We start from the raw sequence: 13,881 nt of genomic DNA, 5'->3' as shown, positions 1-13,881 counted from the left end.
TCTTTGATTTAGAAGCGCGGCGGCGCAATCGCCGCCCGCGCGATCTCATACGGCCTGCCAGAAGGGGCCGCCGGCATTCGCGCCGGCGGCCGAGTGCGGCTCAGTTCTTCTTGGGGAGATATTGCTCCGGCATCGGCGAGCCGGGGAACCATTTCTGGTAGAGGTCGCGCCAGGTGCCGTCCTGCATGGCTTCATGGATGCCCTTGTCGAGCGCCTCGCGGAAGGCGTCGTTGCCCTTGCGCACGACAAAGCCCGCCGGTGCGTCGAAGGACGGGATGTTGATCGCGATCTTCAGGGCCGGATAGCGCTCGCCATATTGCTTGGCCGCCTCATAGTCGAGGAAGTGGCCGTCGACGGTGCCGTTGTTGAGCGCGGCGATGGCCGAGTTGTTGTCCGGGAATTTCACCAGGTCGGTGTTCTTGAAGTTCTTGGTGGCGTAGATTTCCTGCAGCGTGCCCTGCACGACGCCGAGACGCTTGCCGGCCAGGCCCTCGGCGCCGGTGATCTTGGGGTCGGACGTCAGCACCGACAGGTATCCGGCGAGATAGCCATCGGAGAAATCGACCGTCTGCTTGCGCTTCTCGGTCGTTCCTATCGCCGCGACCGCGACGTCGAAGCGCTGGTTGGCGACCGAGGGCATCAGCGCCGAGAATTCCTGGCCGGTGAAGGTCACCTGGTCCGGCTTGAAGCCCATCCGGCCCACCACGTTCAGGAAGAATTCGAGATCGAAGCCGGTGAACTTGCCGTCGGCCGTGGTGAAGGAATAGGGCTTGGCGTCGCCCATCGTGCCGACGCTGATCGTCTTGGGATCGATGAGATTGTACGGATTGTCCGCCGCCCAGGCTTTGGGCAGCGACAAGGCGGCAAGTGCTATTGCGAAGACGAAGGAGCCGATGCGCTGCCGCCGGCTCGATGTGAAAAGACCTCTGATGCTCATGGTTGTTCTCCACTCTGAAGATCGGTCCGCGCGGGGACGCAGCGAACAATTTCGATACGGCCTGCAATCGACGCCTCCGGGCGTTCTTTGTTTGTGAGACCGGTCTCAAACGTGAATGAGACCGGTCTCTTGACATTTGTAGACACAGCAACGACGATCCGTCAAACGAATTTGAAAGCGACTTTCCACAATGAAGCGCCCACCCAAGACTCCATCTGTCACCGTCAGCGACGTCGCTCGCGAGGCGAAGGTCTCGAAGGCGACCGCCGCGCGCGTGCTGGGCGGTTATGGCCGCGTGAGCACGACGGTGCATGCCGCCGTGCTCGAAGCCGCGAAGGCGCTCGACTACCGGCCGAACGAGCTGGCGCGCAGCATGACGACCGGCCGTTCAGGCAGCATCGGCGTCGTCGTCGGCGATATCGAGAACCCGTTCTTCTCGCTGGCGGTGCGCGGCATAAGCGATGCGGCGCGTCTTTCGGGCATCAACGTAATCCTGGCCAATTCAGGCGAGGAGCTCGAAGCGGAGAAGAGCGTGATACGCGTTTTGATGGCAAAGCAGGTCGACGGCCTGATCGTGACGCCCGCCCAGTCCGGAGACATCGCCCATCTCAAGGAGATCGCCTGCCCGTTGGCCTTGCTCGACCGGGCACTTCCCGGGCTCGATGTCGACACGGTGACGGTCGATGACCGCAGTGCCGCGCTGCGCGCCACGCGCATGCTGACGCAAGCCGGGCACCGCAGGATCGCCTATGTCACCGCCGCTGTGCTGTCCGGAGATTTTCGCGGCGCTCAGTCGAGGATCAACACCTCCACCGTGCGCGAGCGCATCCTGGGCTTCCTCGATGCCTGCCGCGAAGCCGGCATCGATGGGGCGGAGCGCAACATCCATTTCGGCAGCGGCCGCTCGCAGAGCGCGCACGCCGCGCTCCTGCAACTGCTTCGGAGCGACGGCAGGCCGACTGCGATCCTGGCCTCCGACAGTGTCGTGGCGCTCGATCTGTTCAAGGCGATCCGCGAATGCGGCCTCGGCATTCCGCGCGACATATCGCTGATCACCTTCCACGACGCCGACTGGACGAGCGTGACGACGCCGCCCATCACCGTCATCGACCAGCCGGTCTATGCGCTCGGAAAATCCGTGGCGGAGCTGCTGATACGCCGCCTGAAAGGCGATGACCGGCCGCCTGAAAGGATCGTGCTGCCGACGACGATCATCGAGCGGATGTCGGTCGGCGAGGCGCCGAAGGCGATAGGGCAGGCGCAATCCTGACCAGATCGAACGCAACATGCGGAAAGGCCGGCGCGGCTCCGCTGAGCCACACCGGCCGGCTCGGCCCCGGGAGGATCAGGACTCCAGCCAGACCTTCTCGAAATGCTGCTCGAGCGCTTGGTGCTGCTCGCAGCCATGCACGCCCTTGCGGTAGGTGCGGTAGACCGAGCGCCAGTAGGGCTGGATGATGACGCCGGAGTCGCGCAAATTCTGCTCGATCTTGGCCATGATCTCCTTGCGCTGGGCGGCGTCGGGCGTTGCCAGCGCCTTGTCGAGAAGCTCGTCGAACTCCTTGTTCGAATAGGCGCTTTCGTTCCAGGCCGCGCCCGATTTGTAGGCGAGTGCCAGCACCTGGACGCCGAGCGGGCGGCCGAGCCATTCGGTGCAGGAATAGGGGAACTTGCTCCAGTCGTTCCAGAAGGTCGCGGCCGGCAGCACGGTGCGTTTGACCTTGAGGCCGGCCTCGCGGATCTGGGCGGCGATGGCGTCGGCGGTGCTCTTCTGCCATTCGATGTCGACCGAGATCAGCTCATATTCGTGGTCGGCCTTGCCGGCCTCGGAGAGCAGCTTCTTGGCAGCCTCGACATCGCGCTTGGCCGGGCCGATATCGGCGTATTCGGGGTGCATCGGGCCGACATGGTGGTTGTCGGCGGGCTTGCCCCTGCCGTCGAGTCCGAGCTTCAGCACCGCCGCATTGTCGACGGCAAGCTGGGCGGCGCGGCGGACCTTGACGTCGTCATAGGGGGCGTTGCCGACATTGAAGCGCGCGACGATGGTCGAACCGGTGGCGATCTCGGAGTTTTCGAGCCCCATCTGCTCGGTCTGCGACACGGCGTCCGACGCGGTCTCGTGGTCGGTGTCGATCTCGCCGGACTCGAAGGCCGACAGCATGGCGTTCGGGTCGGAACCGTAGTCGACCCATTTGATGCCGTCGAGATGGAATTCGCCCTTCCACCACGGCTTGTCCTTGCGCTTCACCTCTGCGCCCGTCTCGGCATCCCAGCTCACCAGCTCGCAGGGGCCGGTGGTGATGGCCAGGGCCTTCTTCGGATCGCCGTCGCCCTCATAGGAGCGGTGCATGATCAGCGCCGGATAGTCGGCCATGCCGGCGACCAGCGAGATGTCGGGCTTCGGCAGGTTGAGCTTGACGGTGTAGTCGTCGACCTTCTGGATGCCGCCGTCGACCGGCTTCTTGGTGTCGGCATTGACCAGCGCGCCCATGCGGGCCGCGACCGAATTGCCGGCGACCGTGGCGTCGCACCAGCGGTTGAGGTTGTGGATCACGTCGTCAGCATTGAAGGCGTCGCCGTTCGACCAGATGATGCCCTTGCGCACGTGAAGCGTGATCGTCCTGGCGTCGTCGCTGGTCTCCCAGCTCTCGAGCAGCCAGGGCTCGAAGCTGAAGTCGGTTTTCCAGCGCACCAGATATTCGTTGCAGTGGCGCGCGACATTCGACATCTCGACGCCGTCGAAGGTGCGCGGGTCCTTGAAACCCTTGACGTTCATGGCGACGCGGAGCACGCCGCCCTTTTTCGGCTCTTCGGCGCGGGCAGGCGAGGGTACGAGCCCTCCCAGCGCCAGCGCGCCGGCGGCACTGACGCCGAGGCCCGCCATGAGCGCCAGATATTCGCGCCGGCTGATCGCGCCTTTCCTGAAATCGTCGGCGGTCGGCTTGGCTTGCGGGTGCAGTTTTCTGTCGGTCAGCATGAATTTCATCGTCGTTCCCTCTGTCATTGGTGCGTGTCGCCCGCGCGGCGGTTCTTGGCAGCAGCGACGCGCACAAAAATCCAACGGGCGCCCCGCTGCCGTCAGACGCGGGGGCGGGGACGGCCTCCGGGGCGCCGTTGCCTGCGAGGGGATGATAGGGCCGCTTTCCGCAGCGAAATGTCTGGTTTTCCGCAGTTCTTGTGCGCTGTTCCGCAGGGGGCGGAAACAGCCGACCTCCCACAAGGGGGGAGATTAGCGCTCAATCACCGGCGCCCAGCCTGGCGATATCGCCGATGATTCTCGCAAAAGCCTCCGCCGCGCGCGGCACCGTCGAACGGGCGCGCAGAAAACTGTGCACCAGCCGGGGCTCCTCGCGCCACACTGCGCGGCCGCCGGCGGCGAGGATCTTGTCGCGATAGGCCTCGCCGTCGGACGACAGCGGATCGCATTCCGCGGTGACGATGACGGTCGGCGGCAGGCCGGAGAAATCGCGATCCTTGAGCGGCGAGAAGGTCGGGTCGTCCGGCGACTGTCCTGGCGCTGAGCGGACGCGGCGGTAGAAGTCGATATCGGCGAGTGTAAGCAGCGGCGCTTCGGCATGCTCGGCGTAGGAGCGCCCCGTCTCGCCGCCGCCCAGCCCGGGATAGATCAGCACCTGGCCGACGGCTTGGCGGGCATGGTGCCGCGCCGCCTGCGCCACCGCCGCGGCGAGGTTTCCGCCGGCGCTCTCGCCGCACAGCACGATCGGCAGCGCACTGGTGGCCGCGACCCATTCGAATACCGCCAGAGCGTCGTCGAAGGAGGCGGGATGCAGGTGCTCCGGCGCAAGGCGATAGTCAGCCGAGACCACTTCGAAGCCGGTGCCAGCGCAGATCCCGGCGCAGATGTCGTCATGGCTGTCCAGGTTGCCGAGCACGAAGCCGCCGCCGTGGTAGTAAAGGACGATCGTCGCCGCCGGTTTGTCTGCCATGCGGTAGCGCCGCACCGGGATCGCTTGCGCCGTCGTGGCAACGAGGCCATCAATGGCGGTCACGCCTTCCGGGCGACCTTGGTGAAATGCGACGCACATCCGGTCGTAGACCGCGCGCTGCTCGGTGATGGGTGCGGCGACGATCTCCGACGGGTACCAGGAATTGACCTTGTCGATGTAATCCCAAAGCTCCGGATCGACTAGGGCGGCATATTTGCCGCGGCTGCCCTGGTCAGCTGGGTCGCCGGCCATCGCCGTCAGAGCTCTGCGTAGAGCCGCGCCGCATTCTCGAAGGTGAAGCGCAGCGGCACCGAGCCTTCGACCTGCCAAACGTTCACCGTGTCCCCGGCCATCAGCCGGCAGGCGTCGAGCGTGTTCGTGACGGCGCCGCCATAGAGCCGGTTGGCGAGGTTGAGGATGCCGGTCTGGTGCATGGCGGCACTCGCGCTGCCGCAGGCGTCCTTGACCAGCAGCACGCGAAAACCGCGCGACACCGCGTCCTTGACCGTGGCGTCAATGCAGGCTTCGGTCCACACGCCGGCGATCACCAGCCATTCGATGCCGGCTGCCTTGAGCTTGTCGCCAAAATCGTTCTTGCCGAAGGCGCTCGCTTCCTGCTTGACCAGCATGGCTTCGCCGTTTTGCGGCGTTACTTCATGGCAGATTGCTGTCAGCGGATCGCCCTTGTCGGAGAAAGCCGACTTGCCGCTCTCGTCGATCGGGTGGAACGGCCGCGCCTCGGCGAGGTCGACGATATAGGCCCAGTGGTGGAGCGGCACGAAATTGCGCCGCGCCGCCTCCTGCAGCCGCTGGACATTGGCGAGAATGTCGCCGAACCCTTCGACCAGATAGCGCTTGTCCCTGCGATGCTCCTCCTGGAGATCGATGAACACCGCGGCCACGGTGCCGCGCCGGATGGAAACGGGATTTTTCATGCGGTTTCTCAGACTTCGTCATTCCAGGGCGAAGCAGCCGCGAGGCGGCGTCGCGAAGACCCTGGAATCCATGCCGTTACCGTGATCGTCGATCGCTGCCTAACAGAATTCCGCACCGTGGCGAAGCGGAGATGGAACGGCATGGATCCTAGGGTCTGCGCTGCGTCGCTACGCTCCTTGCTGCGCCCTAGGATGACGAAGGCGCGGTTGCCGTGGCCAGTTTCGAAACTCTGTGACATCGCGCCGAACCAAATACTGCGTACCCGATTCAAACCTGCGGCTCCAGAAACTCGTCTTCATAAGGAAACCGCGAAAGCAGCTCGGTTCCCGTCTCGGTGATCAGGATTTCGTCCTCCAGCTTGACGCCCTCGCGGCCGCCTTTCTCGCCGATATAGCTTTCCACGCTCACCACCATGTCCGGCACGATAATGCCGTCGCGGCCATAGGTCTCGTAATCCATCGAATGCGCGATGAACGGCGTCTCGCCATGCATGCCGACGCCGTGCATGACCGAGGTGTAGCGTTGGTCGACGAAGCGGTCCGGGATCTTCCAGGCTTTCTCTGCGATCTCGCGGAAAGCCATGCCGGGCTTCACGATCCCGATATTGTGCTGCACCTGGTCATGCGCCATGCGGTAGAGCGACTTCTGGTAGGGCGTCGGCTTGCCCGGGCCGCAGCGGAACGTGCGTGAGAAGTCCGAATAATAGCCGTAGCAGCCGATCGTGTCGGTATCGAGCGCGACCAGCTCGCCCGGCCTGATCTTGCGGCCGCTCGCCTCGTTGAACCACGGATTGGTGCGCTGACCCGAGGTCAAGAGCCGGGTCTCGATGAACTCGCCGCCCTGGCGGATCACCTCGTGATACATGATGGCGAAGAGCTCGTTCTCGGAAACGCCGGGCTTGATAGCCTCGCGCACGGCGGCCACCGCGGCTTCAGCGCCCGCCATCGAAGCCTGCAGGCATTTCACCTCCTCCGGCGTCTTCACCGCGCGCACGGCGAGAATCTCGCCTTGGCAGTCCTTTACCTCGCAGCCGCGCTTTTCCAGCGCCAGCGCCTGCAGATGGCTGCAGCGGTCGAGCCCGAGCTTCATCGAGCCGCCGCCATGCTTCTTCAGAAGCTCGATGATCTCGTCGGCGAACGGTCCCGCGGTCTCGTCGTCGCGGCCGGAGACCGACGACCAGACCAGTTTCGAAGGCCGCGCCTCGTCGATCGTGTCGAGCACCATGGAGACATGGTAGCTCTGCGGATATTCGAACAGTACGACCGGCCCTTCGGTCGGGATGAAGAAGTAGCGGGTCGAGTTGCGCAGGAAATAGCCGAACATGTTGCGCGAGCCGGTGGCGTAGCGCTGGTTGTAGGGATCGAACAAAACGACGCCGCCATAGCCCGCCTCGCGCATCCAGGCGCGCAGCTTGGTAAGGCGACCCTTACGGAGTGCATCTGCGTCGATGAAGGACGGCTCGGTGTCGGAAAGCCACATGCCGCCGGCCGGATCGGCCGCGGCCGGATGGCGCATGCGGTCCTTGAAGTCCACATCCTCGGTGCTGTCCGGATCGAAAACAACGATGCTCATGGGTGCCTCCTGTTCGTGCGAACATAGCCGGGCCGGGTTTTGAGCTTGTGCGGTATTCCGCAGATGTTGTGCCGGGCGCCGCGCCGTTCCCTTCGTCATCCTAGGGCCGAGCAAGGAGCGAAGCGACGCGCGTAGACCCTAGGATCCATGCCGTGACGTTGGCCGCAAAGCACAACGCTGCAGAAAAAATGTTCAGGAATCACGGTCTCCCAGTTCTGCACGGCTGTGAAGCTCGGAAGTAACGGCATGGATCCCTGGGTCTTCGCTCCGCTGCGCGTCGCTTCGCCCTAGGATGACGAAGCAGGCGGCTGCGCCCGACGCTGGCTAATGCCGCCGCATCGCCTTCGGCGCCTGCCCGTGCTCCTCGCGAAAGGCCCGTGCAAAGCTCGACATCGAGGCAAATCCGCAGGCCAGCGCCACGTCGCGCACCATCAGCGTCGAATGCGCAAGAAGGTCCGCCGCCCGCTTCAGCCTGAGCCGCCGGTAGTAGCCGTTGGGCGAGATATCGAGCTCGGCGCGGAAATTGCGCTCGAGCTTGTCCGGCGAAACGCCGAGCCGTTCCGCCAGTTCAGCCATGCCAAGCCGCTCCTCGACCGCGTCCTCCATGACGGCGATGGCCGACAGCACCAGCTCGTTCTGCACGCCGGTGCGCAGGCGCAGCGGCATCAGCTTGCGGTCGAGGCTCGACCGCAGCGGAGAGTGCACGAACCATTCGGCGACGCCCGCGGCGAGTTCGGCGCCATAGTCGCGCGTGATGATTTCCAGCATCATGTCGAGGCTGCCGACGCCGCCGGCCGAGGTGAAGCGCTTGCGGTCGATGACGAAGAGATCGCGTCTGAGCTCGATCTCCGGAAAGGCCTCGGTGAAGGCGGCCTGGCTGGTCCAGTGCAAGGTGCAGGCATGGCCGTCGAGCAGGCCGGCGCGGGCGAGGAAGAACGCCGCATCGGCCACGGCGCCGATATGCGCGCCGCCGCGCAGGCTCTTGCGGATCCAGCTCATTGCCTCGTCGGCGACGACATGGTCGGCATCGCCGCCGGAACAGACGACGATGCGGTCGACCTTCGGCGCGTCCGCCGCTGAAAAGCCGGGCTGGATCACGACGCCGTTGGAGGCCTCGACCGTGCCCTCATCGGCACCGACGATCATCCAGCGGTAGCAGTCGCGCTTGGCAAGAATGTTGGCGGCGCGCAACGGCTCGATGACGGAGGAAAACGCCATCATCGGAAAGCCGGGAAACACCAGCACCGCGAAGGTGAGGGGCGCTTCGCCTGGCGATGGCTTTGCTTGGCTCATGGCTGGCGGCCGTAGCGCGGCAGCACGATGTCGGCGGTGAGCGGCGCGAGTTCCATGCCGCTTGCCAGCTCCGGGCTCAGCCAGATCATCTCCTCGATCTCGGCCGCCGGGATCGGTTCGCCGGCGATCGACAGTTCGAAAAGCTCGGCCTCGACGCGGGCATCCGGCTCATTGGCGGCGGGCGCCGAGAACGAGCCGAGATGCAAGGCCGTCGCCGGATCGACGACGATGCCCAATTCCTCGCGCAATTCGCGCGCAAGAGCGGCGGCCGGCGCCTCGCCTGGCTCGATCTTGCCGCCGGCCTGCATGAATGTGCCGGTGCCGCGCTTGCGCACCAAGAGCAGCTTGCCGCTGTCATCGCGGATCACGGCGGCGGCGATCCGTATCGTTCTGGCCCTTATTGTCCTAGGATGGCTGGAAGTCACGATAGGCTGTTTCCCGACGGCGGCTTTGGTGGCAGAGAGGGCAGGACTGTAGCGGGCGGGTCAACGCCCTTGCAACGGAGAAACGACCAGGATGTTTGCGGCAACCGCCATCGAAACGGGCAACAAGCCGGCCTTCTACAATGAGTTGGCCACGCAATTGAAAGCGCTGCTGGAGGGCGAGGGCGACTCGATCGCCAACGCCGCCAACACCTCGGCGCTGATCTACCAGATGGTGCCCGATCTCAACTGGGCGGGCTTCTACTTCCTGCAGTCGGACGAAGAGCTGGTGCTGGGGCCCTTCCAGGGCAAGCCGGCCTGCGTGCGGATTGCGGTGGGCAAGGGCGTCTGCGGCACGGCGGTCGATCTCGGCATGTCGATGCTGATCAAGGACGTGCACGATTTTCCCGGCCACATCGCCTGCGATGCCGACTCGCGCTCGGAGCTGGTCGTGCTGTTGCGCGACGCCGACGGCGTGTTCGGCGTGCTCGATCTCGACAGCCCGCTGCCTGGCCGCTTCGACAAGGAGGACCAGGCCGGCGTCGAAAAGCTGGCCGCGATCTATGTCGCGGCGAGTTCGTTGGAAGACTAGACGAATTTCACCAACGTCAGGCTGAACGCCGCGATAAACAGGAAGGCCGAGAAGGCCAGCATCAGCGGGCGCAGGCCGCGCGAGCGCAGCTGCGAAATGTCGGCTTGAAGGCCCATGGCGGCGAGCCCCATGGTCAGCATGACCTGCGCGGCCAAGGCGATCGCCGAATGGACTTGCGCCGGGATCGCCACCAGGCTGTTCAGCGCCACCATCGCGACGAAGGCGACGACGAACCACGGCATCGGCGGCTTCGCGGCGGAGCGAACGGCGCTGCCGCGGCGCGCCATCAGGCCGAGCGCGATCACCATCGGCGCCAGCATGGCGACGCGCGTCAGCTTGGCGACGGTCGCCGTCTCGCCGGCCTGGGCGCCGTTCTGGAAGCCGGCGCCGATCACCTGCGCCACCTCGTGGATCGAGGCGCCGGCCCACAGGCCGAACGCATGCTGGTCGAGGCCGAACAGGGGCGCCAGCAGCGGGAAGCCGAGCATGGCGATGGTGCCGAACAGGGTGATCGCGGCGACGGCGTAGGTCACATCTTCGTCCCGCGCGTCGGTGACGATGTTGGTGGCGGCGATGGCCGAGGCGCCGCAGATCGAGGTGCCGGCCGCGATCAGTTGCGCCAGTTTGACGTCGACGCCGAACAGCCGGCCGAGCGTGACGGTGAAGAGGAAGGTAGCGCCAAGCGTCACCGCGACGATGCCGACGCCGCCAAAGCCTATGCCGGCCACCTGGCCGAGCGTGAGCTGGAAGCCGAGCAGAACGATGGCGAAACGCAACAGCCGGCGCTGCGCAAACGCGATGCCGGCCTTGGCATGGGCGGGCGTGCCGAGCGCGTTGGAGTAGACCATGCCAGCGAAGACGGCGAGGATCATCGGGCTGAACAGCGTAAGGCCGGAGAGATTGCGCGCCGAATAGGCGACGCTGGTGATCATCGCCACGAGCACGATCCCCGGGACGACGCCGGCCCAGATCGGGGCAGGGCTCTTGCTTCCGGCCGCATTCAGGCCGTTTGAAAGATCGTTCGCGGTGGCGGGCAGGAATGACAATGCAATTCTCCAGGCGTGCTCGTCGGGGAAATGCCATTCCGAAACCAATCTTTCCAACGAATTATTCGAGTTATAATGATCGTTTTTTACGAACGATTTGAACCGCGCGACCGGATAGGATGCACCAGTCGTGTCGATGCCGGCCGGCTTGACAGCGTCTTGGTTCCCGGTCCAGCGTCACGCGCCATGTTCGCCTTTTTCGCAAATCCGCAGCGACGCCGCCGCTCACCAGAGCGGCAAGCTGATTGCGTGAGGACAAAGGCAGGCTAGCAAGCCACCCGGTTCGTCCATTCCAGCCCCGCCCATCGCAACGATCGGCGGGTTTTTTGCATTTGGAGCGTTTGAATGACTGTCGTTTCTTCGATCGAGTTTCGGCCGGCCGTGCCGGCGGATGCCGCCGTCATCAAGGCCATCGTGCGGACGGCTTATGCCAAATGGGTGCCGGTGATTGGCCGCGAGCCCTTACCGATGCGCGCCGACTACGACAAGGCGCTGGACGAGCACCAGTTCGAGCTCGCCATCGAGAACGGCCGCGTTGTCGGCCTGATCGAAACCATGGCGCATGACGATCATATCTGGATCGAGAATGTCGCCGTGACGCCGGAAGCGCAGGGCAGGGGTATCGGGCGCAAGCTCCTCGACAGCGCCGAGCGCAGGGCCGTTGAAGCTGGCTGCTGGGAACTTCGGCTGCTGACCAACGGCGCCTTCGAAGCCAATGTGCTGCTCTATCGCAGCCACGGCTACGCGATCGACCGCGAAGAGCCGTTCATGAACGGAACCACGGTCTATATGAGCAAGAGGTTGGCGCCTTAGGTCTTGTCGTTGCGCATGTCGTTTTCCCGAAACCGCTGCACGTTTTTGGGCGGTATGCATCGGGAATTCAACGGGCTGGCTCAATCACCTCCGCTTGCGTTTGACGGGGCGATTGCCGCATCGTTATTTCTGACGATATACGACGATCACTTCACCAAGTCGGCGGCCCGCAGGGAGCGAAAGCATGTCACACGATCTGCAGTTCTACATCGACGGCGCTTGGGTCGACCCCGTGGTGCCGAACACTTTCGACGTCATCGATCCCTCCACCGAGGACGCGTTCGCGCAGATTTCGATGGGCAGAAAAGCCGATGTCGACAAGGCGGTGGCCGCTGCCAGGCGCGCCTTCGCCACCTTCGGCATCACTGAAGTCGAGGAACGTCTCGATATCCTCAACCGCGTCATCGAGGTCTACAAGAAGCGCAGCAAGGACCTCGCGCTCGCCGTCTCGCGCGAGATGGGCGCGCCGCGCCAGATGGCGCTGGACAGCCAGGTCGGCGTCGGCCAGGCGCATCTGGAGAAGATGGCCGAGGTGCTGAAGACCTTTCAGTTCCGCTGCGTCAAAGGCTCGTCGCTGATCGTCAAAGAGCCGATCGGTGTCGTCGGCCTGATCACGCCGTGGAACTGGCCGCTCAACCAGATCACCTGCAAGGTCGGTCCGGCTCTCGCCGCCGGCTGCACCATGGTGCTGAAGCCGTCCGAGATCGCGCCGCTCGACGCCATCGTCTTCGCCGAGATTATCGACGAAGCCGGTGTGCCGAAGGGCGTCTTCAACCTCGTCAATGGTGACGGCCCGACCGTCGGCCAGGCGCTGGCCAGCCATCCGGATGTCGACATGATGTCGTTCACCGGCTCGACCCGCGCCGGCATCCTGGTCGCCAAGGCGGCCGCCGATACGGTCAAGCGCGTGCATCAGGAGCTTGGCGGCAAGTCGGCCAACATCCTGTTCCCGGATGTCGACCTCGCAAGGGCGGTCGCCAAGGGCGTCGCCGGCTGCTTCGGCAACAGCGGCCAGTCCTGCAACGCGCCGACCCGCATGTTCGTGCCGCGCGAGCGGCATGACGAGGCCGCCGGCTATGCCAAGGCGGCGGCGGAAAAATTCACCGTCGGCCCGGCCGACGCGCCCGGCTCCAAGCTTGGTCCGGTCGTTAGCCAACTGCAGTTCGACAAGATTCAGGGTCTGATCCAGAGCGGCATCGACGAAGGCGCGACCCTGGTGGCCGGCGGCCCGGGCCGCCCGGCCGAGCTCAACCGCGGCTACTATGTCCGCCCGACCGTCTTCGCCAACGTCACGCACGACATGCGCATCGCGAAGGAGGAGATTTTCGGGCCGGTGCTGTCGATCATGCCTTACGACTCTGTCGAGCAGGCGATCGAGCAGGCCAACGACACCGTCTTCGGCCTTGCCTCCTACATCCAAGCCAAGGACATCGAGAAGGCCCGCCAGGCCGCTGCCCGCATGCGCTCCGGCAATGTCTATATCAACTACCCGACCTGGGACGCCGGCCTGCCCTTCGGTGGCTACAAGCAATCCGGCAACGGCCGCGAATATGCCGAATACGGTCTCGAGGATTTTCTGGAGATCAAGGGCATCGCGGGGTACGAGGCTGCTGAGTAGACCTCAAGCGTCAGTTAGAGTGGACGCCAACCGTCGGCAGTATTCGGTTTAACAAGGGCGCGGTCGAGACCGCGTCCTTATCATTTTGAGCCGTTCCAACGAACTCACAGCCGACTGTTCAGGAATTTGTTCGGCGAGCGAAATGCTCATACGTCACTTGCCAGGGGTCGCTGTCGGCAGATCTTTCCTCGCCGATCCAGTGGAAGCTGTCGGCGGTGATCTCGGTGAACCGCCATCGCGTTTGCAGGCTGCGCGAGTCATCGCCGATCTGGACAATGTCCTTGCCATCGGCCCGCCCGATCTGGCGCGAGTAATCCTGGTTGAGCGGATCGCTCCAGATGATGTGCCAGCCGCCGCTCCCTGGATCGAAGACACGCAAAGTCGTGCCGTACATGGTGGAGGGCGCAGGGCGCTTGGGCCTGATCCAGATGTCCTGTATAGCGCTGCCTTGGAGCACCCAGCCGAAATGGCATTCGCCAGTCCATTTCTCAATCGTGCCGTCGCCGAGGTGGTGGATCGTCTCCATCTCCCAGCTTCCGATCAGCCACCCATAAAGGTCCATGTCTTTCGCTCTGTCGGCCGAGGGACCGTCGGACGCAAGAGCCGTGAGAAACTGGGAAACCGTGCTCGTCATGATTTTTCTCCAATGGATAAGGGAGCAGCGACAAAACGCTGGACGTTGCCGCCACAACCGTGCAGCGCGGC

Annotated in this window: 13 protein-coding genes; 4 read left to right on the top strand and 9 right to left on the bottom strand. The window is 64.5% G+C overall.

The window, feature by feature from the left end; translation table 11 throughout:
- Positions 1–100 precede the first annotated feature (100 nt).
- Positions 101–937: an ABC transporter substrate-binding protein gene (locus EJ067_RS01525; RefSeq protein ID WP_126084351.1), complete on the bottom strand. Its 837-nt coding sequence runs from the start codon at positions 935–937 to the stop codon at positions 101–103.
- Positions 938–1,127: 190 nt separating this feature from the next.
- On the opposite strand from EJ067_RS01525, the gene EJ067_RS01520 reads away from it, so the two are divergent.
- Positions 1,128–2,207, top strand: a complete 1,080-nt coding sequence (locus EJ067_RS01520) for a LacI family DNA-binding transcriptional regulator (RefSeq protein ID WP_126084350.1) — start codon at positions 1,128–1,130, stop codon at positions 2,205–2,207.
- 75 nt (positions 2,208–2,282) lie between these two features.
- On the opposite strand, the gene EJ067_RS01515 is transcribed toward EJ067_RS01520, so the two are convergent.
- From EJ067_RS01515 to EJ067_RS01485, 6 genes are all read right to left on the bottom strand, one after another.
- A complete protein-coding gene (locus EJ067_RS01515) occupies positions 2,283–3,923 on the bottom strand; it encodes an ABC transporter substrate-binding protein (RefSeq protein ID WP_126084349.1) in 1,641 nt (546 codons plus the stop codon).
- A gap of 250 nt (positions 3,924–4,173) precedes the next feature.
- Positions 4,174–5,136: an alpha/beta hydrolase gene (locus tag EJ067_RS01510; RefSeq protein ID WP_126084348.1), complete on the bottom strand. Its 963-nt coding sequence runs from the start codon at positions 5,134–5,136 to the stop codon at positions 4,174–4,176.
- Between the two features lie 5 nt (positions 5,137–5,141).
- Positions 5,142–5,819 carry an isochorismatase family protein gene (locus EJ067_RS01505; protein WP_126084347.1) on the bottom strand — a complete coding sequence of 226 codons (678 nt, stop codon included), beginning with the start codon at positions 5,817–5,819 and terminating at the stop codon, positions 5,142–5,144.
- A gap of 268 nt (positions 5,820–6,087) precedes the next feature.
- Complete coding sequence (locus EJ067_RS01495) at positions 6,088–7,392, bottom strand: Xaa-Pro peptidase family protein (protein ID WP_126084346.1); 1,305 nt, start codon at positions 7,390–7,392, stop codon at positions 6,088–6,090.
- 324 nt (positions 7,393–7,716) lie between these two features.
- Positions 7,717–8,685 carry a GlxA family transcriptional regulator gene (locus tag EJ067_RS01490; RefSeq protein WP_126084345.1) on the bottom strand — a complete coding sequence of 323 codons (969 nt, stop codon included), beginning with the start codon at positions 8,683–8,685 and terminating at the stop codon, positions 7,717–7,719.
- A complete protein-coding gene (locus EJ067_RS01485) occupies positions 8,682–9,053 on the bottom strand; it encodes an NUDIX domain-containing protein (protein WP_245468130.1) in 372 nt (123 codons plus the stop codon). The genes EJ067_RS01490 and EJ067_RS01485 overlap by 4 nt, the downstream gene beginning before the upstream one ends.
- A gap of 148 nt (positions 9,054–9,201) precedes the next feature.
- Between EJ067_RS01485 and EJ067_RS01480 the strand changes: the two genes are divergently transcribed.
- Entirely contained in the window at positions 9,202–9,699 is a 498-nt protein-coding gene (locus EJ067_RS01480; protein ID WP_126084344.1) for a GAF domain-containing protein, read from the top strand.
- Here the strand turns inward: EJ067_RS01480 and EJ067_RS01475 are convergent.
- Complete coding sequence (locus tag EJ067_RS01475; protein WP_245468381.1) at positions 9,696–10,631, bottom strand: YeiH family protein; 936 nt, start codon at positions 10,629–10,631, stop codon at positions 9,696–9,698. The genes EJ067_RS01480 and EJ067_RS01475 overlap by 4 nt on opposite strands.
- 459 nt (positions 10,632–11,090) lie before the next feature.
- On the opposite strand from EJ067_RS01475, the gene EJ067_RS01470 reads away from it, so the two are divergent.
- Positions 11,091–11,558: a GNAT family N-acetyltransferase gene (locus tag EJ067_RS01470; protein ID WP_126084343.1), complete on the top strand. Its 468-nt coding sequence runs from the start codon at positions 11,091–11,093 to the stop codon at positions 11,556–11,558.
- 184 nt (positions 11,559–11,742) lie between these two features.
- Complete coding sequence (locus tag EJ067_RS01465; protein WP_126084342.1) at positions 11,743–13,176, top strand: aldehyde dehydrogenase family protein; 1,434 nt, start codon at positions 11,743–11,745, stop codon at positions 13,174–13,176.
- A gap of 118 nt (positions 13,177–13,294) precedes the next feature.
- Here the strand turns inward: EJ067_RS01465 and EJ067_RS01460 are convergent, their stop codons facing one another.
- Entirely contained in the window at positions 13,295–13,810 is a 516-nt protein-coding gene (locus EJ067_RS01460) for a hypothetical protein (protein WP_126084341.1), read from the bottom strand.
- Between the last annotated feature and the right edge of the window lie 71 nt (positions 13,811–13,881).

Source organism: Mesorhizobium sp. M1D.F.Ca.ET.043.01.1.1, assembly GCF_003952385.1.
Taxonomy (GTDB): Bacteria; Pseudomonadota; Alphaproteobacteria; order Rhizobiales; family Rhizobiaceae; genus Mesorhizobium.
This window is presented reverse-complemented; position numbering and strand designations above follow the sequence as displayed.

Excerpts from the sequence above, each read along its gene's own strand:
- EJ067_RS01525 (WP_126084351.1), bottom strand. The coding sequence starts at position 937 with ATGAGCATCAGAGGTCTTTTCACATCGAGCCGGCGGCAGCGCATCGGC.
- EJ067_RS01520 (WP_126084350.1), top strand. The coding sequence starts at position 1,128 with ATGAAGCGCCCACCCAAGACTCCATCTGTCACCGTCAGCGACGTCGCT.
- EJ067_RS01515 (WP_126084349.1), bottom strand. The coding sequence starts at position 3,923 with ATGAAATTCATGCTGACCGACAGAAAACTGCACCCGCAAGCCAAGCCG.
- EJ067_RS01510 (WP_126084348.1), bottom strand. The coding sequence starts at position 5,136 with ATGGCCGGCGACCCAGCTGACCAGGGCAGCCGCGGCAAATATGCCGCC.
- EJ067_RS01505 (WP_126084347.1), bottom strand. The coding sequence starts at position 5,819 with ATGAAAAATCCCGTTTCCATCCGGCGCGGCACCGTGGCCGCGGTGTTC.
- EJ067_RS01495 (WP_126084346.1), bottom strand. The coding sequence starts at position 7,392 with ATGAGCATCGTTGTTTTCGATCCGGACAGCACCGAGGATGTGGACTTC.
- EJ067_RS01490 (WP_126084345.1), bottom strand. The coding sequence starts at position 8,685 with ATGAGCCAAGCAAAGCCATCGCCAGGCGAAGCGCCCCTCACCTTCGCG.
- EJ067_RS01480 (WP_126084344.1), top strand. The coding sequence starts at position 9,202 with ATGTTTGCGGCAACCGCCATCGAAACGGGCAACAAGCCGGCCTTCTAC.
- EJ067_RS01475 (WP_245468381.1), bottom strand. The coding sequence starts at position 10,631 with ATGATCACCAGCGTCGCCTATTCGGCGCGCAATCTCTCCGGCCTTACG.
- EJ067_RS01470 (WP_126084343.1), top strand. The coding sequence starts at position 11,091 with ATGACTGTCGTTTCTTCGATCGAGTTTCGGCCGGCCGTGCCGGCGGAT.
- EJ067_RS01465 (WP_126084342.1), top strand. The coding sequence starts at position 11,743 with ATGTCACACGATCTGCAGTTCTACATCGACGGCGCTTGGGTCGACCCC.
- EJ067_RS01460 (WP_126084341.1), bottom strand. The coding sequence starts at position 13,810 with ATGACGAGCACGGTTTCCCAGTTTCTCACGGCTCTTGCGTCCGACGGT.